Below are 18,879 nucleotides of genomic sequence, written 5' to 3'. Positions count from 1 at the left end.
TCGGCGGGCCCGGGCCTCGGGCCCGTACGCGGCGGAGCCCGTCCGGGGGCTCAGTCCGCGCTCAGCCGGGCGGCCCGGAGGGTGAGGTAGTGGCGTTCGGACAGGTTGGTGGCGCGTTCGGCGGCGGCGCGGTAGTCGGCGAGGGCCGCCTGCCGGTCGCCGGCCATCTCCTCCAGGTGGGCGCGTGCCGCGTACAGGCGTTGGTGGCCGGCGAGGGCGTCGGGGGTGTCGAGCCGGGCGAGCAGGTCGAGTCCGGTGCGGGGGCCGTGCACCATCGCGGCGGCCACCGCCCGGTTGAGCCGGACCACCGGGTTGTCGGCGAGGCGCTCCAGCACGCCGTACAGGGCGAGGATCTGCGGCCAGTCGGTCTCCTCGGCGGTGGCGGCCTCGTCGTGCACGGCGGCGATCGCGGCCTGCAGCTGGTAGGGGCCGACCGGTCCGCGCGGCAGGGTGGCGGTGATCAGCGCGGTGCCCTCGGCGACGGCCGCGGCGTCCCAGCGGCCGCGGTCCTGCTCGGCGAGCGGGACGAGTTCGCCGTCCGGCCCGGTGCGGGCGGCGCTGCGGGCGTGGGTGAGCAGCATCAGGGCGAGCAGTCCGGCGGCCTCGCTGCTGTCGGGGACGGCGCGGTGCAGGGACCGGGCGAGCCGGATCGCCTCGCGCGACAGGTCGGTGCGCTGCAGGTCCGGTCCGCCGCTGACGGCGTAGCCCTCGTTGAACACCAGGTACAGCACGTGCAGGACCAGGTCCAGGCGGTGCGGCAGCTCCTCGGCGGCGGGCATCGAGAACGGCACGCCGGAGGCCTTGATCCGCTGCTTGGCACGGCTGATCCGCTGGCCCATGGTGGCCTCCGGCACCATGAAGGCGCGGGCGATCTCGGCGGTGGTCAGCCCGCCCACCGAGCGGAGGGTGAGCGCGACGGCGGCGGCCGGCGACAGCACGGGGTGGCAGCAGAGGAAGAGGACGGTGAGCGAGTCGTCCCGGTCGGCGCCGCCGTCCTCGTCGGCGGCCGGTGCGGTGCGGCGGTCGTCCGGCTCGCGGGCGGCGACGGTCTCCTCGCGCCGGCGGCGGGCGGTCTCGCTGCGGACCTGTTCGGTCATCCGGCGGGCGGCGACCTGGACGAGCCAGGCCCGCGGGTGGTGCGGCAGGCCCTGCTCGGGCCACTGGACGGCGGCCGCGAGCAGGGCCTCCTGGACGGCGTCCTCGGCGGCGTAGAAGTCGCCGTACCGTCGGGTGAGCACGCCGACGACCCGCGGCGCGAGGTCGCGCAGCAGGTCGTCGACGGAAGGGCCGGTGCCGGTGCCGGTGCCGGTGCCGGTCAGGTCAGAGCTCCGCGGGCGGGGCGGCCATCACCTGGCGCACCTCGATCGCCATGTTCAGCGGCTCGCCGCCGGGGCCGGGCGCGGAGGAGGCGTGTGCGGCGATCTCGATCGCCCGCCCCTCGCTCTCGCAGTCGACGATCCAGTAGCCGGCCAGGAACTCCTTGGTCTCCGGGAAGGGGCCCTCGGTGACCAGCGGGCCGCCGGTGCCCGAGGCGCGGACGATCTTCGCGGTGTCCGGGAAGGCCAGGCCCTGGCCGTCCACGAACTCGCCGTCGGCGACCAGCTTCTCGTTGGTGGCGGCCATGAAGGCGATGTGCGCCTGCACGTCCTCCTCGGCCCACTCGGTGATCGCCGGGAAGTCGGTGTTCCGGGCGCTGAACTGCATCAGCAGCATGTACTTCATCGTTCTCTCCTCGCCGTGCGGGCGGCCCCGGGCGGGGCGCCGTCACAGGTGGGTAGAAGCCGGCGGCGCGATTTCGACAGGCCGGGCCGGGATTCCCCGAAGAATCTCGGCCCGCTCCCGCCGGAGGTCCTCACCGGAGGTCTTGCCGCGGGCGCTAGCGGAGGTCGGCGCGGCGGGCGCGGCCCCACCAGGACAGGAAGCTGTCGATCACCTGGCCCGTCCCGGCCGGGGTGGGCCGCCGGTGCCGGGGCAGCGACCAGGCGCGGGCCTGCTCGGCGAGGTCCCGGGGGGAGCAGGAGCAGTCGGCGGAGGGGGAGCACGGTGTCATGGACGTGGCCTTCCCATGCACTGTCGCGGTCTCGTCACAGAACCGTACCGGTGGCGCAACCGGGTTCCGCTTCTGACGCGCCGTCGGTAGCGGAACGTCACCCTCCCTTTGTGAGGCCCGAGAGGCGGGCGAGGTGGCTCCTCGGCGGATCCTGGACCATTCCTGAGAATGGATCAGGTGCACGGACGGCTCCCGCACGGTACGGTTCCCAGGTCGCGGGGCTCGCAAGGGATGCGGTCTACCCGCCGGTCACCTGGGAGTTTGCTGAGTGGGGAGCGCGGGGGGCGCACGGGGTGGGTACGTGTGAAATGGCAAATGACCTATGTGCTGATTATTCGACAACTTTGCACTCTCCTGGGTGATTCGGTGGATGCGACCGGGGCCGATGGTCATACGATGTGCGGCGGGGGATGACGTTGCGCGGCGCCCTTGAGCGCCGCGTTTTTGGTGACCACACGTACACCGCAATGCGCACTCGCACATCGCACGATCCGGACGGCGACTCTCCGCGCGACCCGCGCGCCGTCCGAGGGGGAGGGACACCTCATGGGGCGTAGAGCCCGAATTGCCGCTGCCTGCACGGTGGCGGGCCTCGTCATGACGCTGGCGCCGATGCCCGGCGCGTACGCGGCCACGACTCCCAGGATCGACCTGCGGCTGCTGGTCGTCGACGACGGCGGACCGGCCGTCGGCGCGATCGTGGCCGAGCTCGACAGCACCGGCGTGCCGTACACCCGGATCGACCTCGCCGCGGCGGGCCGTCCGACCATCGCCGCCGGCTTCCTCAGCGACACCCTGAACGGCGCGCCGCGGGCCAAGTTCCAGGCCGTGGTGATGCCCAGCGAGAGCCCGGCCGGCCTCAGCGCCGCCGAGCTCACCGCGCTCGCCTCCTACGAGGCGCAGTTCGGCATCCGCCAGGTCGACGCCTACACCTACGCCGGTGCGAGCGTCGGCCTCAACTGGGGCACCCTGCCCGGCGCCTACGCCGGCACCCTGGACGGCGTCCAGGCCCAGGTGACCACCGCCGGCAAGTCCGGGCCGTTCGGCTACCTCGAGGGCGGTATCACCTTCGAGGACAACTCGCCGTCCGTGTCGGAGAGCTACGGCTACATCGCCACCCCGCTCGCCCAGCAGGCCGCCGGCGCCACCTTCACCCCGTACGTGGAGGCGCCGATCCCCGGCACCGACACCCGCGGTTCGCTGGTCGGCGAGTACGCGCACGACGGTCGCCGCGAACTGGTCGTCACCTTCGTCTACAACGCCTACCAGCGGCAGTACCGGCAGCTCGCCCGCGGCATCGTCGAGTGGGCCACCGAGGGCATCCACCTCGGCTACGACCGCAACTACTTCGCCCTGCACGTCGACGACGTCTTCATGTCGGACGACCGCTGGGACACCGTCCTCAAGTGCACCCCCGGCGACGTGACCTGCCCGCCCGGCAGCAACCCGGAGGAGCACCCCAGCCGGATGTCGGTCGCCGACGCCCAGTACCTGAAGCAGTGGCAGCAGACCCACAACTTCAAGGTCGACCTGGCGTACAACGGCGGCGGCTCGGAGGACTTCAAGGCCGACGGCAACGGCACCGACCCGCTGGCCGCCCAGCTGATCGCCGACCAGTCCGCCTACCGCTGGATCAACCACACCTACCAGCACCAGTTCCTCGGCTGTGTCCAGGACACCACCGTGGTGCCGTGGCGCTGCACCACCAACGCCAGCGGCCAGACGGTGTGGACCAGCCAGGCCGACATCACCTCCCAGATCACCAACAACCGCACCTGGGCGGCGAACAACGGCCTCACCAACGTGGACAACACCGAGCTGGTGACCGGTGAGCACTCCGGCCTCGTCACCAACCCGCAGCAGCCCACCGACAACCCGTACCTCGCCCCGTCCGTGGACAACACCGGCACCCGCTGGCTGGCCAGCGACGCCTCCCGCGAGCACGAGCAGCGCGAGGTCGGTGACGCCCTCACCATCCCGCGCTACCCGCTGAACGTGTTCTACAACGCGGCGAAGACGGTCGAGGAGGTGGACGAGTACAACTGGATCTACACCTCCCGCGCGCAGGGCGGCAGCGGCATCTGCGAGGACAACCCGGCCACCAGCACCTGCCTGCCCACCCCGCTGGACGTGAACACCGGATACGCCGACTACATCGTCCCGCTGGAGGCCCGACTGGCCGTCAACCGGGCGATCAACAACGACCCGCGGCCGCACTTCGTGCACCAGTCGAACTACGCCGAGGACCGCATCGCCTACCCGGTGATGGAGCGCATCCTCTCCGAGTACGACGGGCTGTACGCCTCCAACACCCCGCTGGTGAACCTCCGCCAGAAGGACATCGGCGTCGAGCTGCAGCGCCGCGCGCAGTGGAAGAACGCCGTCGACACCGGCCAGGTCACCGCCTACCGGGTCGGCGACACCGTCACCATCAGCGCGCCGTCGGGCGTCCTCGCCGAGGCCACCATGCCCACCGGCACCGTCCAGAAGCAGCTGATCGGCACCACCGCGTTCGGCTCCGCCTACGCCGGGCAGCTGTCCGGCTGGGCCGGCCCCGGCCTCACCCAGGTCAGCGTCACGCTGAAGCTGCCGGCCGGCGAGGTGCCGGCCAAGACGGCCATGACGGCCCTGCGCACGACCATCGCCAAGACGGTCGCGAGCCTCCCGGTTCCGAAGGGTGTCAAGACGCCCGTCCCGGCCGGCCCGGCCGCGAACGGCACCACGGTTAACAAGCTCACCGCCAAGAGCAGCACGGCGGCCGCGCCCAAGTCGACCGCGACGAAGGGCGGCACCCGCAGCACCCGCTGATCCGACCGGACGGCGACCGCCGCCGAACGCCCCGGGCCGGGGAGCGACCCTCCCCGGCCCGGGGCACCGGCCAGCACCACGCGCACCACCACCGCCCGCCAGCCCGGGGGCGGGATTTCCTGGGGGGGAATCCATGAACACACGTCTGCACGCCGTGCCCGCGGCCGGGACCGAGCCCGACGCGCCGGGCGCGGCACGCCCGGCCGACCTGGCGCACCTGGTCGGCACCCGCGTGACCATGCTCACCGAGGGCACCTACCCGCACAGCCACGGCGGCGTCAGCGTCTGGTGCGACCAGCTCGTCACCGGCATGCCGGAGATCGAGTTCCGGGTCATCGCGATCACCGGCACCGCCGGGCAGCCCCTCTCCTGGGACCTCCCCGGCCACGTGACCGACGTCCGCGCCGTCCCGCTCTGGGGCCCCGCCCCACCGGGCCAGGCACCCAGGGGCGCCGCCATGCGCGCCTTCCTCACCGGCTACGAGCGCTTCCTGCTCTCCCTGCTCGACCCCGCCGAGGAGGAGGCCTTCGGCCCCGAGCTGTACGTCCTCGCCGACCACGCCCGGGCCGGCCGGCTCAGCCCCGCGCTGCGCTCCGAGGCCGCCCTGCGGGTCCTCGCCGACGTCTGGAACCGCCCCCACCTCGCCACCGCCGCCGCCAAGCCCAGCCTGCACGACGCCCTCACCGCCACCGAGCTCCTGGAGCACGCGCTGCGCCCCCTCGCCGCGCACCCCAAGCCCGGCGGCGTGCTGCACGCCGTCAGCGGCGGCCTCGCCGCGCTGCCCGGCCTGGTCGGCAACCACCTGCACGGCACCCCGTTCCTGCTCACCGAGCACGGCATCTACCTGCGCGAGCGCTACCTCGGCTACGGCACCGGCTACGCCTGGCCGGTCAAGGCGCTCGTCCTGGGCTTCTACCGGATGCTCGCCGTCGAGAGCTACGCACGGGCCGCCCTGGTCACCCCCGGCAACCGCTACAACCGCCGCTGGGAGGAGCGCGCCGGCACTCCCGCCGAGCGCATCCGCACCGTCTACAACGGCGTCGACCCGGAGGCCTTCCCGCCCGCCGGCCCCGAGCCGGAGGTGCCCACCCTCAGCTGGGCCGGCCGGGTCGACCCGATCAAGGACCTGGAGACGCTGATCCGGGCCTTCGGCATCGTCCGCGCCGAGATACCCGGCGCCCGGCTGCGGCTCTTCGGCGGCACCCCCGCCGGCGGCGCCGCCTACCGGGAGCGCTGCGAGGCCCTCGCCGCCGAACTCGGCATCGGCGATGCCGTGGTCTTCGAGGGCCGCGTCGACGACATCCGCGACGCCTACGCGGCGGGCAACGTCGTCATGCTGTCCAGCATCAGCGAGGGCTTCCCGTTCACCCTCATCGAGGCGATGTCCTGCGGCCGGGCCACCGTCTCCACCGACGTCGGCGGCGTCCGCGAGGCCGTCGGCGACACCGGGCTGGTCGTCCCGCCGCGCGAGCCCGAGGCGATGGCGAAGGCCGCGCTCGAACTGCTCCGCGACGCCGACCGCCGCGCCGAGATGGGCCGCGGCGCCCGGATGCGCGTCATCGAGCAGTTCACCCTCCGCCAGACCATCGACTCCTTCCGCGACATCTACAGCGAACTCGACCGCCGCGACCGCTTCCGCACGGCCCGCGACGACGGCCCGTTCGACTGGTGGACGCCCGCCCAGCGCGAGGCGGCGGAGGCCGCCGCCGGTGCCGCCCGCTCGGCCGTCGGAGCCGCCGGATGAGCACCCTGCTGAACCTCTCCGAGGACGGGCCGCGCCCCGAGGACACCGTCGTCCTGCACCTGCCGCCGGCCCGCCGCAAGAAGGCCGCGAAGCCGGACGAGACGCTCGCCCTGCGCGTCCCGCCGCCCGAGGAGCTCACCGGCAAGGCCGCAGGCACCCTCCGCAACCCCGACGAGACGCTCGCCCTGCGGATCGTCGAGCCCGGTGCCGCCGGACGCGGCGCCGCGGAGCCCGTGCCGCTGCCCGAGGACCCGCTGGACGAACTCGCCGAGCGGCTCGCCGACGTCTGCGCCCGCGCCGTCCACCCCTTCGAGATCGCCGCCGTCCTGGAGTCCGACGGACTGACGGACGAACAGGCCGCCGTCCGCTACGGCCGCACCGACTCCTTCTCCATCGCGGAGGAGCTCTTCGCCCGCACCGAGCGGCGCCACACCGCGCCACCGGAGCCGCACGACCCCTGGCAGGCCGACCCGCTACGCACCGTGCTGCGCGGCCTGCTGTTCGCCCTGCCCGGCCTCGCCTACCTGCCGACCGCACGGTTCCTGCAGTCCGGCGGCGCCGGCAGCGCCCTCGCGCTGACCGCCCTGGTCGGCTGGAGCCTCAACCAGGCGCTCGCCCACCGGGCGTACGCCTGGCGCTCGCTCGGTGCCCGGGCCGCGGTCGGCCGCAGCCTACTGTGCGGCGGTCTCACCGCCACCGCGCTCGGCACCGGCGCGGCCGCCCTCGCCGGAGCGGACACCGCGGTGCTGCTGTTCGCCGCGGGGCAGTCGCTCTACCTCGCCTCGGCCACCGTGCTACTGGTGACCCGGCGGGCCAAGCGGCTGATGGGCGCGCTCGCACCGACCACCGCCGGTGCGGCCGCCACCCTCGCGGTCGACCTGCCGAACTGGCTGCGGATCGCCGGCCCGGCGCTGTCGCTCCTCCTCGCCGCCGTCTTCGCCGGCATCGAGATCGGGCAGCGGCTCAAGGCCAGCGACAAGACGCCGGAGGCGGGCGTGCCGCTCGCCGACAGCCTGCCGCACGGCCTGTTCGGCCTCGCCGTGGGCGCGCTGGTGATCACCGCCTCGTTCGGCGACCCCTGGCGGCCCGCGGTGCCCGGCGGCGCCTCGGCCGCCGTCGCGCTGACCCTCACCATGGGGCTCGCGGAATGGCTGCTCTTCCGGTTCCGCAGCCGCTCGGTGACGGCGCTGTACACCAGCACCACCGCCGACCAGTTCCGCAACCGCACCGACCGCACGCTCGTCAGGCTCCTCGCGGGCTACCTCGCCGTCCTCGCCGCCCTCGGCACCGGCGCCGCGCTGCTCTGGACGGGCGCCCTGCCCGGCCCGGTGCAGCTCGGCGGACTGCTGCTGCTCGGCGCCCTGCTCTGGACGGCCCTGCTGCTCCAGGTCTTCGGCGCCGTGTGGCCGCCCGCACTGATATGTACCGCGGCCGCCGTCGCGGAGAGCACCGCCGGCGCGCTGGACCCGGCCTGGGCCACCCCGGCCAGGCTGGCCGCCACCGGCCTCGCCGTCGGCGCGCTGGTCCTCGCCGCCCGCGCCAGAACCGGCCGCGTCACCGCGCACAGATGACGCGCACCGCGCACGGCTGACGCGCCACCCGCCCGAACGGGCCCGTGCCGCACCGACGGCACCCACGTACCCCCCACCGCGCGCCCCGTCCAGGGCCCGCGAGGCACACCCACACGTCCACACCACCGGAGGCTCGTCCATGAGCAGCACCACCGCCACCACCGCCGCCGTCACCGGAGCCGAGGGCTTCATCGGCTCGCACCTGGTCGAGAAGCTCGTCGCCGACGGCCACCGCGTCCGCGCGATGGTCCAGTACAACTCCTTCTCCTCGTTCGGCTGGCTGGAGACCCTGGGCCAGGACGTCCTGGACAACGTGGAGATCGTGCTCGGCGACGTCCGCGACCCCGGCTCGGTGACCGGCCTGGTCAAGGGCGCCGACGCGGTGTACCACCTGGCCGCGCTCATCGCGATCCCGTACTCCTACCAGGCCCCGCACTCCTACGTGGAGACCAACGTCACCGGCACCCTCAACGTGCTGGAGGCCGTCCGCCACCTGGAGATCCCGCGCCTGGTGCACACCTCCACCAGCGAGACCTACGGCACCGCGCAGACCGTCCCGATCACCGAGGACCACCCGATCAACACCCAGTCCCCGTACGCGGCCTCCAAGGCCGGCGGCGACCGGCTCGCGGACAGCTACCACGCCAGCTTCGAGACCCCCGTGGTGACGCTCCGTCCGTTCAACACCTTCGGCCCGCGCCAGTCCATGCGCGCCGTCATCCCGACCGTCATCGGCCAGGTCGCGGCGGGGGAGCGCACCATCACCCTCGGCGACCTCCGCCCCACCCGCGACTTCCTCTACGTCAAGGACACCGCCGCCGCGTTCGCGACCGTCGGCACCGCCCCCGCCGAGCAGGTCGTCGGCCGCACCTTCAACGCCGGCACCGGCGGCGAGATCTCCGTCGGCGACCTGGTCACCCTGGTCGGCAAGCTGATGGACGCCGACCTGACGGTCCGTGAGGACACCGACCGCATCCGCCCCGCCGCCTCCGAGGTCATGCGCCTGGTCGCCGACGCCACCCGCCTGCGCGAGGCCACCGGCTGGGCCCCCGCCCACTCCCTGGAGGAGGGCCTGCTGCACACCATCGAGTTCTTCCGCGACCCGGCCAACCTGGCCCGCTACAAGACCGACCTGTACAACGTCTGACCCGCGCCCCGCCACCACCGCACACAGACAAGGAGCACCAGCATGCACGCTGTCATCCTGGCCGGCGGCAAGGGCGTCCGCCTGCGCCCGTACACCACCGCGCTGCCCAAGCCGCTCGTGCCCATCGGCGACCAGCACGCCATCCTCGAGATCGTCATGCGCCAGCTCGTCGCGGCCGGATTCGAGAGCTGCACCCTCGCCATCGGCCACCTCGGCCACATCATCCGCGCGTACGTCGGCGACGGGTCGCAGTGGGGCATCGACGTCTCCTACACCACCGAGGAGACCCCGCTCGGCACCATGGGCCCGCTGCTCACCATGCTCGACACCCTGCCCGAGCACTTCCTCGTCATGAACGGCGACGTCCTCACCGACCTCGCCTACGGCGACGTGCTCAAGCAGCACATCGACGCCGAGGCGCCGCTCACCATCGCCACCTACGCCCGCAAGGTCAACATCGACTTCGGCGTCCTCACCACCGAGCAGGGCCGGGTCACCGAGTTCCGCGAGAAGCCCAGCATGGACTACCACGTCTCGATGGGCGTCTACGGCCTCTCCAAGACCACCCTCACCCGGTACACCCCCGGCAAGCCGCTCGGCTTCGACGACCTCGTCCTCGACCTGCTGGACGCCGGAACCCCGCCGCAGGCCTACGAGTTCAACGGCTACTGGCTGGACATCGGCCGCCCCGACGACTACGACCGGGCCAACGCCGACTTCCGCGAGAACCGCGACCTGCTGCTGCGGGGTGCCTGACCCATGGACGTCCTCGTCCTCGGAGCCACCGGCTTCCTGGGCGGCCACATCGCCGAGCACCTGCGCACCTTCCCCGGTGCGCGGGTGCTCCGCGCCGGCCACTCCGCCGCCGCCGACCTGCGGATCGACCTCGCCAACGAGACCGTCGAGGGCCTCGCCGCACTGCTCGCCGACCTCCGCCCCGCCGCGGTGGTGAACTGCGCCGGCGCCGTCACCGGCGACGCCCTGCTGCAGACCGGCCTCAACGCCCGCGGCCCGGCCGTGCTCGCCGCCGCCCTGCGCGCGGCACTGCCCGGCACCCGGCTCGTCCACCTCGGCTCCGCCGCCGAGTACGGCGCCTGCGAGCACGGCAGCTCGCTCGCCGAGACCGCCGCCCCGCGGCCCGGCGGCCTGTACGGCGCCACCAAGCTCGCCGGCACCCTGGCCGTCGCCGACGCCGCCGCCGAAGGCCAGGACGCCGTGGTGCTGCGGGTGTTCAACCCGATCGGCCCCGGCGCGCCCGGCACCTCGCTGGCCGGCCGGCTCGCCGCCGAGCTCCGCCGGGTCGGCCCCGACGGCACCGTCACCCTCGGCGACCTCTCCGCGCACCGCGACTTCGTGGACGCCCGCGACGTCGCCCGCGCGGTCGGCACCGTGCTCACCGCCGCCCACCCGCTGCCCCCGGTGGTCAACATCGCCGGCGGCGAGGCCCGGCCCGTCCGCGCCGTCGCCGACGCCCTGGTCGCCGCAGCGCGGTTCGCCGGCCGGATCGAGGAGCACGGCGCCGGATCCGAGCGCTCCGCCGCCGTCTCCTGGCAGCAGGCCGACATCTCCACCGCCCGCGCCCTCGGCTGGGAGCCGCGGACCACGCTCGCCGACTCGCTGGCCGACCTCTGGCACGGCCTGAAGGCCGCCGCGGAGGACGGCCCGAACGACAGCCAGGGGCGCGCCGCCTGATGGAGGAGCGACTGCTGGTACCGCTCTACGTGCACCCGGCCGAGGACCCGTCCGCCTGGCGGGCCCTCGTCCGGGCCGCACCGCGCCTGTACGGCGTCGTCGTCAACGCCGCCGACGGCCCCGGCGAGGCACCCGACCCGGTGCTCGCCGAACCCGTCGCCGAACTCCGCGAGGCCGGGGTCCGCATCCTCGGCTACGTCGACACCGGCTACGGCCGCCGCCCGCACGCCGCCGTGGCCGAGGACCTCCAGCGCCACCGCGCCTGGTACGGCACCGACGGCGTCTACTTCGACCAGGCGTGCACCGACCCGGCGTTCCTGCCCTACCAGCGGCGGCTCACCGTCGCCGCCCGCGCCCTGGGCTGCGAGAGCGTCGTCCTCGGCCACGGCACCCACCCCGACCCGGCCTACGCCGACGGCGGGGTTGCCGACCTGCTGGTCACCTTCGAGGGAGACTGGCAGGCGTACGAGGCGGCTCCCGTGCCGCGCTGGACGGCCGACCACCCGCCGGAGCTCTTCTGCCACCTGGTGCACGGCGTGCCGTCCGGCCGGCTGCGCGCCGTCCCCCGCGAGGCCAGGCTGCGCGGCGCCGCCGTCCACTACGCGACACCGGGCGACGGCGACAACCCGTGGCGGACGCTGTCGCCGGCCCTGACACCGGCCCTCGCGGGGCCCGCCCTCACGCCCACCCGGACGGAGACCGACCCATGACCCGCCGCCACCCCGCCGCCCTCGCCGCGGCCGCCCTGCTGCTCACCCTCGCCGGGTGCTCCGGCGGGGGCGGCGACGACGACGGCCCCGACCCGGACGAGCCCACCGCGGCGCCGTCCGGTACGGCGAACCCGGCACCGTCCGGGTCCGCGAGCGCGAGCGGCACCTCCTCGGCGAGCCCCTCGCCGACCCCGGGCAACGACACGGCCCCCTCCGGCAGTCCGACCGGCGGCCGCCCGACCACGGCCGCCCGCTGGCAGCCCGCCCCGCGCACGGCCTGGCAGTGGCAGCTCGACGGCCGCGTCGACACCGGCGTCGACGTGCCGGTCTACGACATCGACGGCTTCGAGAACGACGCCGCCACGGTCGCCGCGCTGCACGCCAAGGGCCGCAAGGTCATCTGCTACGTCAACGTCGGCGCGTACGAGGACTACCGCTCCGACGCCAAGAGCTTCCCCAAGACCGTCCTCGGCGGGGCGAACGGCTGGAAGGGCGAGTCCTCACTGGACATCCGCCGCACCGACGTCCTGCTCCCGCTGATGGCCAAGCGCTTCGACATGTGCCGCGACAAGGGCTTCGACGGCGTCGAACCGGACCTGGTGGAGAACTACCGCGCCGACACCGGATTCCAGATCAGCGCCGGTGACCAGCTCGCCTACAACAAGGCCATCGCCAAGCTCGCCCACGACCGGGGCCTCGCCGTCGGCCTCAAGAACGACCTCGACCAGATCCCCGCCCTGGTCGGCGACTTCGACTTCGCCGTCAACGAGCAGTGCGCCGAGTTCGACGAGTGCGACGCCCTCAAACCCTTCATCACGGCCGGCAAGGCGGTCTTCCACGTCGAGTACAAGACGCCCAACGCGCAGTACTGCGCCAAGAGCCGCCAGATCGGCCTCAGCTCCATGACCAAGCACCTGGAGCTCGACGCCTGGCGGCAGCCGTGCTGATCACCCTTCCGCCGGGCGCGGCCACTGCGCCATGATGATCCGTCCCTTGCGAACGGAGCACCATGCACATCACGGCCAGCTACGAGACGACTCCGCAGGAGCGCGTGCGGATGCTCCAACAGGGCATGGCGAAGCAGCGCCGGAACGCCTGGACGCTGGGCATCTCCCTGCTGCTGGGTGGCCCGGTCTGGGGCTGGGCTCTTCATGAGCCCGTGGCGGGGGTCGTGGCCGCCGTCTTCGCCCTCGGCCTCCTGACCCAGCTCACCGTCGGCACCCGGTCGGCCGCCCGGCAGCAGACGGCGGCCGTGCCGGGCGCCACCGAGGTCACCGTCACCCCGACCGGGGTGGCCCTCCGGCGGCCGGGCCACGCGACGGAGATCGCGTGGTGGTCGGTTCGGTTCGTCGAGAGCGCGGACTTCCTCCTGCTGTTCCACGCGCCGAGGTTCTTCACCGCCGTCCCCAAGCGCTGCTTCACTCTGGAGCAACTCGCGGAGGTGCGCGCCGCCGCGGCAGCGGGGCGGACGGTGCAGCCGGACGCCCGGCCCGTGGGCTGACAACCGAGGCCGGCCGGGAAGCGGTCTTCTCATGGCCGGTCGAGCGTGTCCACAGCCCGATCTCATCAGGGCGGCCCAGCATCGTGGCATGGACATCGACCACGACGAGGGCCGGCGGGTGAGCCGGCGGACCGCCCTGGCCGGGCTCGGCAGCATCGGGCTCGGCGCGCTGCTCGCCGCCTGCGGCCGGGGCGGCGGCAGCACCACCACGGCCACCGCCTCCGACGGTGCCACCGTCAGCGTCTCGCCGCAGGCCACCGGCACCGCAGACCTGACCGGCCTGTTCGCCGGCGCCAACACCTGTACGCTCGCGCCCTCGACCACCCAGGGCCCGTACTACTTCGACGCCGACAAGGTGCGCTCCGACATCCGCGAGGACCGGCAGGGCTCCCGGCTGCGGCTGGCGATCCGCGTCCAGGACAGCGAGAGCTGCCGGGCCGTGCCCGACGCGGTGGTGGAGATCTGGCACTGCGACGCGGCCGGCCACTACTCGGGCGCCGAGGCACTCTCCACGGGCGGCGGCGGAGCCCCCGGTGGCGCACCGGGCCGCCCCGACGGTAACGGCGGTGGCGGTGGCGGGGGCAGCCAGGCCGACCTCGTCCCGCAGGACGACAAGCGCTACCTGCGCGGCGCCCAGGTCACCGACACCAACGGCATCGTCTCCTTCACCACCATCTGGCCCGGCTGGTACTCCGGCCGCACCGTGCACATCCACGCCATGGTGCACGTGAACGACGAACGCACCCTCACCACCCAGCTGATGATGGACGAGAAGCTCAACTCGGCCGTCCTCGCCGAGCAGCCCTACGCGGCGCACACCGGCCGCGACACCTTCAACGACGGCGACGGCATCTACAAGCCCGCCATGCTGTTGAAGATCACCGAGGACGGCGGCGGCCACCTCGGCGTCATCACCCTCGCCGTCGACCCGGACAAGAACGGCCGGTAGGCCTGCTCTTCCGGATCGTGCCGGGCGCGGCGTCAGATCGCGTAGGCGCCGCGCGGCACGCCCTCGGCGACACCGATCGGTGTCAGCGCGATCACCGGCGTCCCCCGTACCACGGTGCCCGGTCCGATCGTCAGCGGATCGACGCTCAGGGCCGCGGCCACCGCGGGTGCGAGGCCGAACGCCTCCCACCGCCACTCGTCCTCGGCGTCGTCCAGGTCCTCCCGGACGGTGTCGTCCCACGGGACGGGCAGCCCGAGTTCGGCGCGCCGGGCACGCTCGCACTCCAGTGGCTCGCCGAGGGTCCACAGCCGGTCGTCGGGTTCGCCGGCCTCCTTGTAGCGGCGCACCACCGAGCCGTTCTCGGCGACCAGCCAGGCCGAACCGTCGTTCTGTGCGCCGAAGTAGTACGCCTGCGCGCGGCCGTACCGTGCGCTCAGTTCGACGACCTGCCCCCGCACCTGCTCGCCGAGCTCCGGATCGCACGGGTCGCACCACGCGCCGGCCACCAGCGTCCAGCCGTCCAGCTCGGGCGTCACGAACACCCGCCCCACCGGGCTGCCCGGCTCGTCGTCACCGCAGCCGTGGGCGTCCGCGTCCACGATCGCGGTGCCCAGCTCGAAGGTCACCGGCCGCGGCCCGGTCAGCCCGAGGACCTGCATGATCCCCTGCTGGTCACCGCCGGCCACCGCGATCCAGTACAGCCAGCAGGCGGAGAGCGGCTGCGGTCGATCGGCGGTCAGCTTGATCCGGACCAGCCGTTCGACGGCTGCCCGGTCCCGTTCGGACAGCAGCGGTTCGCCGCCGATCTCGGCCAGGGCCGTCAGCGCGGCGGGCCGCAGCCGTCCCGGCCCGGAACGCCGGATCCGCTGCAGCACGGGGACGGCCGGTGCCCCGAGTTCCTCGACCGCAATGCGTGCCAGACACGCCACCCTCCGGTCCGGGTCGCCGAAGAGCCCGAGCAGGGCCGGCAGGGTGTCCAGCTCCGCCGTGCCCCGGGACCGGAGATCGCGCACGGCCCGCTCCCGCACCACCGGATCAGGGTCGGCGAGGGCCGCGGTGCGCGGTTCGGGCGGGGTCTCGGGCACGGCGGCGCTCCTGCCCTTCGAGGCTCGGTCTGAGGACATGATCAGGGGTTCGGTTCGCATCGGTCCGGAGTGCCGGTCAGCCGTCGGTCCGCTGGTGCTGCTCCGGCAGGCTGCTCTCCGGGTGCACCCAGAGCAGCACGTTGCCGGGCCCGCCCCGCTCCCTCTCCGTCCGGAAGAACTCCAGGACCTCGCGATCGGAGTGGCGCAGGCTGAAGTGCGTCAGCACGAACAGCGTCTCCGGGTGCGCCTCGACCACCGGCCGCAGCCGGCTCCACACGGTGTGCCCGACCCGGTCCGCCCGCTCCAGCTCGGCGTCGTCCAGGTAGGTGCACTCGGTGATCACCACCGGGTACTCCAGGAGCCACGGGTTCCGCTCGAAGACGTTCACGTGGGTGTCGCCGAGGTAGGCGAACAGCGGCCGGACGACCTCCCGGTCGACCTCCGCGCCCTCCCTGCGGCGCTGCGCCACGAGACGCCCGAACTCCGCGCCGCGCCCCTCGCCGAGCAGCGTCCGCCGCAGCTCCTCGTACGCGGGGGAGAGGGCGGTGCGCACCTCGGAGAAGGCGTACCCGACGCAGGGCACCTTGTGCTCGCACTCCACCACCCGGACGCGGTGGCCGCCGCGGCCGAAGGAGAACGTGTCGCCACCCTGCACCCCGTGCAGCCGGTGCCCGGCGAGCGCCGGGTCGTACTCCGGACCGTGGTTCAGCTCGGCCGAGGAGCGCAGGTAGGACTCCACGAAGGGGACGGCCGCGGCGGGCAGGTGGATGTCCACCCCGGAGGCCTTGGCGGCGAGGAAGTCGATGTCCTTGGCGTGGTCGGCGTGGGTGTGGGTCAGGAAGACGGTGTCCGGCTGCCGCCCCTCGCAGAGCCCGGCGTCGAGGCTGCAACGCAGCTCGGGTATGTGGAAGAAGGTCTTGTCGTTGGCTCGCGAGTAGCCGGTGAGGGTCAGCCCGGTGCCGGGGATCCGCCAGGTCTTCCACTGCCGGAAGGGGTGGCCGGCCGTCAGCCGTTCCGGATGGTCGGCCTGCTCCTCGGTACGACCGGCCTGCCGTTCGGGCGCCTGCGTCATCGGAAGTCCTCCACGTCGTCCGCGGGGCGGGCGGTGGATCGGCCGCCGTGATCGGGTGCGGCGCCGATCGTAGCGGCCGGTCCGGCGGCGGTCGCCGGGCCCTCCCGGCCGACCGGCCCCGCCCGCCGGGCCGGCCCGTGCGCCTCCGCAGGCGCCTCGGTCGATGCCCGTCGGGTGAGCGCTCTCTGACGATGTGTCGGGGCGAGGGCCGCGGACATCGATCCGTTGACGGAGCATCCTCATGAATCCTTGACACCCTTTGGGGGCGCTCCTATCTTCCCTGAGAGAGCGCTCTCTCATGCGGTGTCGCCCCACCCGGGCACCGTGCGCTCAGGCTCCGACCCCCACCCGATTGGAGAGCCATGAGTCCCACCGTGCTGCGGTCCTCCCGACCGCGCCCGCAGATCCACCGCCGTGCCGCCTGGCGGCGCCGTCTGGTGGCCCTGGCCGCCGCCGTCCTCACCGCGGGCGCGGTGCTGACCGGCACCTCCGGCCCGGCGCAGGCCGTCGACCAGCCGATCTCGCAGGGCCGGCCGGTCACCGCCTCCTCGGTCGAGAACGCCGCCTATCCGGCCTCGCTGGCCGTCGACGGCAACGACGGCACCCGCTGGTCCAGCGCCGCCGCCGACAACCAGTGGATCCGGGTCGACCTCGGCGGGAACGCCGCGATCGACCGCATCGTCCTCGGCTGGGAGGCCGCCTACGCCAGCGCCTACCAGGTGCAGGTCTCCGCGAACGGCAACGACTGGCTCACCGTCCGCCAGGTCACCGGCGCCACCGGCGGCCGGCAGACCCTCGACCTGACCGCCACCGGCCGCTACGTGCGCGTCCTGGCCACCGCCCGCGCCACCGTCTGGGGCGTCTCGCTCTGGGAGTTCCAGGTCTACGGCTCGGTCGGGACCCAGGGCGTGCCGCCGGGCGCGGTGCGGGTCGCCGAGTTCCTCGCCGACTGCCCGTTCAGCCACCGTCTGCCCGACGACCCGATCGTCTTCCCCGGCCTGCCCGGCGCCTCGCACATGCACAGCTTCTTCGGCAACGCGGCCACCGACGCCAACTCCGACCTCGGCCGGCTGGAGCAGTCCGGCGGCACCTGCAACCCCGCCGTCGACACCTCCTCCTACTGGGTGCCGACCCTGTACGCCGACAACGTCCCGGTCGAGCCCACCGGCACCACCTTCTACTACCTCGGCGAAGGCGTCCGCGACGACGTCATCGCACAGACCCAGCCGCTGCCGCGCGGTCTGCGGATCGTCGCCGGCAACGCCAAGGCCACCGGACCGAACGACAACAGCATCGCCCGCTGGTCCTGCCTGCACGCCGGCGAGGTCAACCCCTCGCACGACTTCGTCAACTGCCCGGCGGGATCGATGCTGGAGTCCTACCTCGACTTCCCGCAGTGCTGGAACGGCAAGGACCTCGACTCCGCCGACCACAAGAGCCACATGTCCTACCCGGTCAACGGCGCCTGCCCGGCCAACCACCCGATCCCGGTGCCCAAACTCCGGCAGGTGCTGCGCTACCCGGTGACCGGCGACCCGTCGCGGCTGCGGCTGGCCTCCGGGCCCGGCTACACGATGCACGGCGACTTCTTCAACGTCTGGCCGGCGGCCGAGATGGCCCGCCGGGTCCGGGACTGCATCGCCCCGATCGTCAAGTGCGGTGCCGACGGCACGGCCTGACCCGACGACCCCTCCGGGTGCGGCGAGGGGTCCCTTCCCCGCCGCACCCGGAGGCCCAGGAGGAACGATGAGACGAGCCTTCGCCGCCGCGGCCGTGGCCGCCCTCGCGGTGTGCGGCGCCCTGGCGGCGGTCGCCCGGCCGTCGGACCGGCCCGCGGCTGCCGTGGCGGCCCCGGCCTCCCCTTCTGCCACCGCATTCAACCCGACCGACGCGGCCTGGCTGCAACTGCTGGTGCCGATGACCCAACAGAACGTCCGGCTGGCCGAGTTGACCGCGGAGCGGGCCACCGGCCCCGGACTCCGCTCGCTCGCCTCGGAGATCGCCGCCGGAGGCCGCGGCGACCTGGCCCGACTGCAGGAACTGACCCGGCTCGGCGGAGTGGCCGGCGACAACCCGCACACCGGCCACGACATGCCCGGCTTCACCACCGCCGCCGAGTACGCCGAGGCCGAGCGGACCGGAGGCGCCGACTTCGACCGCTACGCCGTCCTGCACCTGCGCGAGTACCTGGAGCAGTCCGTCCGCCTCGCCGACTCCGAGTCCACCGCCGGTGCCGCGGCGCCCGCCCGGCAACTCGCCGCCGACCTGCGCCGCACCCGCGCCGCCCAACTCGCCCGCCTGGGCCCGTAAACCGCTGCCGTGCCGGGTACCCGCCGCTCACGTGCCGACCTCGCCGGCGGCTCGCCGCACCCGTGGCTCGCCGCACCTGTGGAACCGGCGCGGCGGCAGCCGGGCCTCCGCCCTGGAGACCCGGCTGCCGCGGTACCCGTTCCGGGGTGCGTCAGCTGACGTTCACCGCGGCCCAGGCGGCGGCGACCTGGGCGTACTCGGCGGATCCGGCACCGTAGAGGTCCGACGCCGCGTTCAGGG

The 18,879-nt window shown here is 73.8% G+C and carries 17 protein-coding genes; 12 read left to right on the top strand and 5 right to left on the bottom strand.

Annotation, left to right across the window (positions count from 1 at the left end; translation table 11 throughout):
* Positions 1-50: 50 nt before the first annotated feature.
* The 3 genes from ABD353_RS14850 to ABD353_RS14840 all read right to left on the bottom strand — a co-directional run bounded on the left by ABD353_RS14850 (position 51) and on the right by ABD353_RS14840 (position 2,050).
* On the bottom strand, positions 51-1,319 hold the full coding sequence (locus tag ABD353_RS14850; protein WP_344624106.1) for an RNA polymerase sigma factor: 1,269 nt from the start codon (positions 1,317-1,319) through the stop codon (positions 51-53).
* 1 nt (position 1,320) lies between these two features.
* Entirely contained in the window at positions 1,321-1,722 is a 402-nt protein-coding gene (locus tag ABD353_RS14845; protein ID WP_344624045.1) for a YciI family protein, read from the bottom strand.
* Positions 1,723-1,876: 154 nt separating this feature from the next.
* A complete protein-coding gene (locus ABD353_RS14840; RefSeq protein ID WP_344624044.1) occupies positions 1,877-2,050 on the bottom strand; it encodes a hypothetical protein in 174 nt (57 codons plus the stop codon).
* 597 nt (positions 2,051-2,647) lie between these two features.
* On the opposite strand from ABD353_RS14840, the gene ABD353_RS14835 reads away from it, so the two are divergent.
* The 10 genes from ABD353_RS14835 (at position 2,648) to ABD353_RS14790 (ending at position 14,172) form a co-directional block, all read left to right on the top strand.
* A complete protein-coding gene (locus tag ABD353_RS14835) occupies positions 2,648-4,858 on the top strand; it encodes a hypothetical protein (protein ID WP_344624043.1) in 2,211 nt (736 codons plus the stop codon).
* Positions 4,859-5,096: 238 nt separating this feature from the next.
* Positions 5,097-6,602, top strand: a complete 1,506-nt coding sequence (gene pelF / locus ABD353_RS14830) for a GT4 family glycosyltransferase PelF (RefSeq protein WP_344624105.1) — start codon at positions 5,097-5,099, stop codon at positions 6,600-6,602.
* Positions 6,599-8,173 (top strand): hypothetical protein, encoded by a 1,575-nt coding sequence (locus ABD353_RS14825; RefSeq protein ID WP_344624042.1) that lies wholly within the window; start codon positions 6,599-6,601, stop codon positions 8,171-8,173. Before pelF ends, ABD353_RS14825 begins: the two co-directional genes overlap by 4 nt.
* A gap of 139 nt (positions 8,174-8,312) precedes the next feature.
* The gene (locus tag ABD353_RS14820; protein WP_344624041.1) at positions 8,313-9,320 is read left to right on the top strand and encodes an SDR family NAD(P)-dependent oxidoreductase; all 1,008 of its coding nucleotides are present in this window, start codon (positions 8,313-8,315) and stop codon (positions 9,318-9,320) included.
* A 42-nt stretch (positions 9,321-9,362) separates the two neighbouring features.
* Positions 9,363-10,076, top strand: a complete 714-nt coding sequence (locus ABD353_RS14815) for a sugar phosphate nucleotidyltransferase (RefSeq protein WP_344624040.1) — start codon at positions 9,363-9,365, stop codon at positions 10,074-10,076.
* Positions 10,077-10,079: 3 nt separating this feature from the next.
* A complete protein-coding gene (locus tag ABD353_RS14810; protein ID WP_344624039.1) occupies positions 10,080-11,012 on the top strand; it encodes an NAD-dependent epimerase/dehydratase family protein in 933 nt (310 codons plus the stop codon).
* Positions 11,012-11,722 carry a spherulation-specific family 4 protein gene (locus ABD353_RS14805; protein WP_344624038.1) on the top strand — a complete coding sequence of 237 codons (711 nt, stop codon included), beginning with the start codon at positions 11,012-11,014 and terminating at the stop codon, positions 11,720-11,722. The genes ABD353_RS14810 and ABD353_RS14805 overlap by 1 nt, the downstream gene beginning before the upstream one ends.
* Positions 11,719-12,669: an endo alpha-1,4 polygalactosaminidase gene (locus ABD353_RS14800; RefSeq protein WP_344624037.1), complete on the top strand. Its 951-nt coding sequence runs from the start codon at positions 11,719-11,721 to the stop codon at positions 12,667-12,669. Before ABD353_RS14805 ends, ABD353_RS14800 begins: the two co-directional genes overlap by 4 nt.
* A gap of 62 nt (positions 12,670-12,731) precedes the next feature.
* Positions 12,732-13,223, top strand: coding sequence for a YcxB family protein (locus ABD353_RS14795; RefSeq protein ID WP_344624036.1), 492 nt, complete (start codon positions 12,732-12,734; stop codon positions 13,221-13,223).
* An 88-nt stretch (positions 13,224-13,311) separates the two neighbouring features.
* The gene (locus ABD353_RS14790) at positions 13,312-14,172 is read left to right on the top strand and encodes a peptidase associated/transthyretin-like domain-containing protein (protein ID WP_344624035.1); all 861 of its coding nucleotides are present in this window, start codon (positions 13,312-13,314) and stop codon (positions 14,170-14,172) included.
* A gap of 32 nt (positions 14,173-14,204) precedes the next feature.
* On the opposite strand, the gene ABD353_RS14785 is transcribed toward ABD353_RS14790, so the two are convergent.
* Both ABD353_RS14785 and ABD353_RS14780 read right to left on the bottom strand, forming a co-directional pair.
* Entirely contained in the window at positions 14,205-15,257 is a 1,053-nt protein-coding gene (locus ABD353_RS14785; RefSeq protein ID WP_344624034.1) for a HEAT repeat domain-containing protein, read from the bottom strand.
* Positions 15,258-15,333: 76 nt separating this feature from the next.
* Positions 15,334-16,329: an MBL fold metallo-hydrolase gene (locus tag ABD353_RS14780; RefSeq protein ID WP_344624033.1), complete on the bottom strand. Its 996-nt coding sequence runs from the start codon at positions 16,327-16,329 to the stop codon at positions 15,334-15,336.
* A 362-nt stretch (positions 16,330-16,691) separates the two neighbouring features.
* Here ABD353_RS14780 and ABD353_RS14775 point away from each other — a divergent pair, with 362 nt between their 5' ends.
* Both ABD353_RS14775 and ABD353_RS14770 read left to right on the top strand, forming a co-directional pair.
* Positions 16,692-18,008 carry a DUF1996 domain-containing protein gene (locus tag ABD353_RS14775; RefSeq protein ID WP_344624032.1) on the top strand — a complete coding sequence of 439 codons (1,317 nt, stop codon included), beginning with the start codon at positions 16,692-16,694 and terminating at the stop codon, positions 18,006-18,008.
* A gap of 67 nt (positions 18,009-18,075) precedes the next feature.
* On the top strand, positions 18,076-18,639 hold the full coding sequence (locus ABD353_RS14770) for a DUF305 domain-containing protein (protein ID WP_344624031.1): 564 nt from the start codon (positions 18,076-18,078) through the stop codon (positions 18,637-18,639).
* The last annotated feature ends 240 nt before the right edge of the window (positions 18,640-18,879 follow it).

Source organism: Kitasatospora arboriphila (genome assembly GCF_039528095.1).
In the GTDB taxonomy this organism is placed as follows: domain Bacteria; phylum Actinomycetota; class Actinomycetes; order Streptomycetales; family Streptomycetaceae; genus Kitasatospora; species Kitasatospora arboriphila.
Note: the sequence above shows the minus strand (reverse complement) of the source record. Positions and strands in the feature narration are given on the sequence as shown.

What these genes read in the sequence shown, in the direction of transcription:
- ABD353_RS14845 (WP_344624045.1), bottom strand. Translation starts at nt 1,722, where the DNA reads ATGAAGTACATGCTGCTGATGCAGTTCAGCGCCCGGAACACCGACTTC.
- ABD353_RS14840 (WP_344624044.1), bottom strand. Translation starts at nt 2,050, where the DNA reads ATGACACCGTGCTCCCCCTCCGCCGACTGCTCCTGCTCCCCCCGGGAC.
- ABD353_RS14835 (WP_344624043.1), top strand. Translation starts at nt 2,648, where the DNA reads ATGACGCTGGCGCCGATGCCCGGCGCGTACGCGGCCACGACTCCCAGG.
- pelF (WP_344624105.1), top strand. Translation starts at nt 5,097, where the DNA reads ATGCTCACCGAGGGCACCTACCCGCACAGCCACGGCGGCGTCAGCGTC.
- ABD353_RS14825 (WP_344624042.1), top strand. Translation starts at nt 6,599, where the DNA reads ATGAGCACCCTGCTGAACCTCTCCGAGGACGGGCCGCGCCCCGAGGAC.
- ABD353_RS14820 (WP_344624041.1), top strand. Translation starts at nt 8,313, where the DNA reads ATGAGCAGCACCACCGCCACCACCGCCGCCGTCACCGGAGCCGAGGGC.
- ABD353_RS14815 (WP_344624040.1), top strand. Translation starts at nt 9,363, where the DNA reads ATGCACGCTGTCATCCTGGCCGGCGGCAAGGGCGTCCGCCTGCGCCCG.
- ABD353_RS14810 (WP_344624039.1), top strand. Translation starts at nt 10,080, where the DNA reads ATGGACGTCCTCGTCCTCGGAGCCACCGGCTTCCTGGGCGGCCACATC.
- ABD353_RS14805 (WP_344624038.1), top strand. Translation starts at nt 11,012, where the DNA reads ATGGAGGAGCGACTGCTGGTACCGCTCTACGTGCACCCGGCCGAGGAC.
- ABD353_RS14800 (WP_344624037.1), top strand. Translation starts at nt 11,719, where the DNA reads ATGACCCGCCGCCACCCCGCCGCCCTCGCCGCGGCCGCCCTGCTGCTC.
- ABD353_RS14795 (WP_344624036.1), top strand. Translation starts at nt 12,732, where the DNA reads ATGCACATCACGGCCAGCTACGAGACGACTCCGCAGGAGCGCGTGCGG.
- ABD353_RS14790 (WP_344624035.1), top strand. Translation starts at nt 13,312, where the DNA reads ATGGACATCGACCACGACGAGGGCCGGCGGGTGAGCCGGCGGACCGCC.
- ABD353_RS14780 (WP_344624033.1), bottom strand. Translation starts at nt 16,329, where the DNA reads ATGACGCAGGCGCCCGAACGGCAGGCCGGTCGTACCGAGGAGCAGGCC.
- ABD353_RS14775 (WP_344624032.1), top strand. Translation starts at nt 16,692, where the DNA reads ATGAGTCCCACCGTGCTGCGGTCCTCCCGACCGCGCCCGCAGATCCAC.
- ABD353_RS14770 (WP_344624031.1), top strand. Translation starts at nt 18,076, where the DNA reads ATGAGACGAGCCTTCGCCGCCGCGGCCGTGGCCGCCCTCGCGGTGTGC.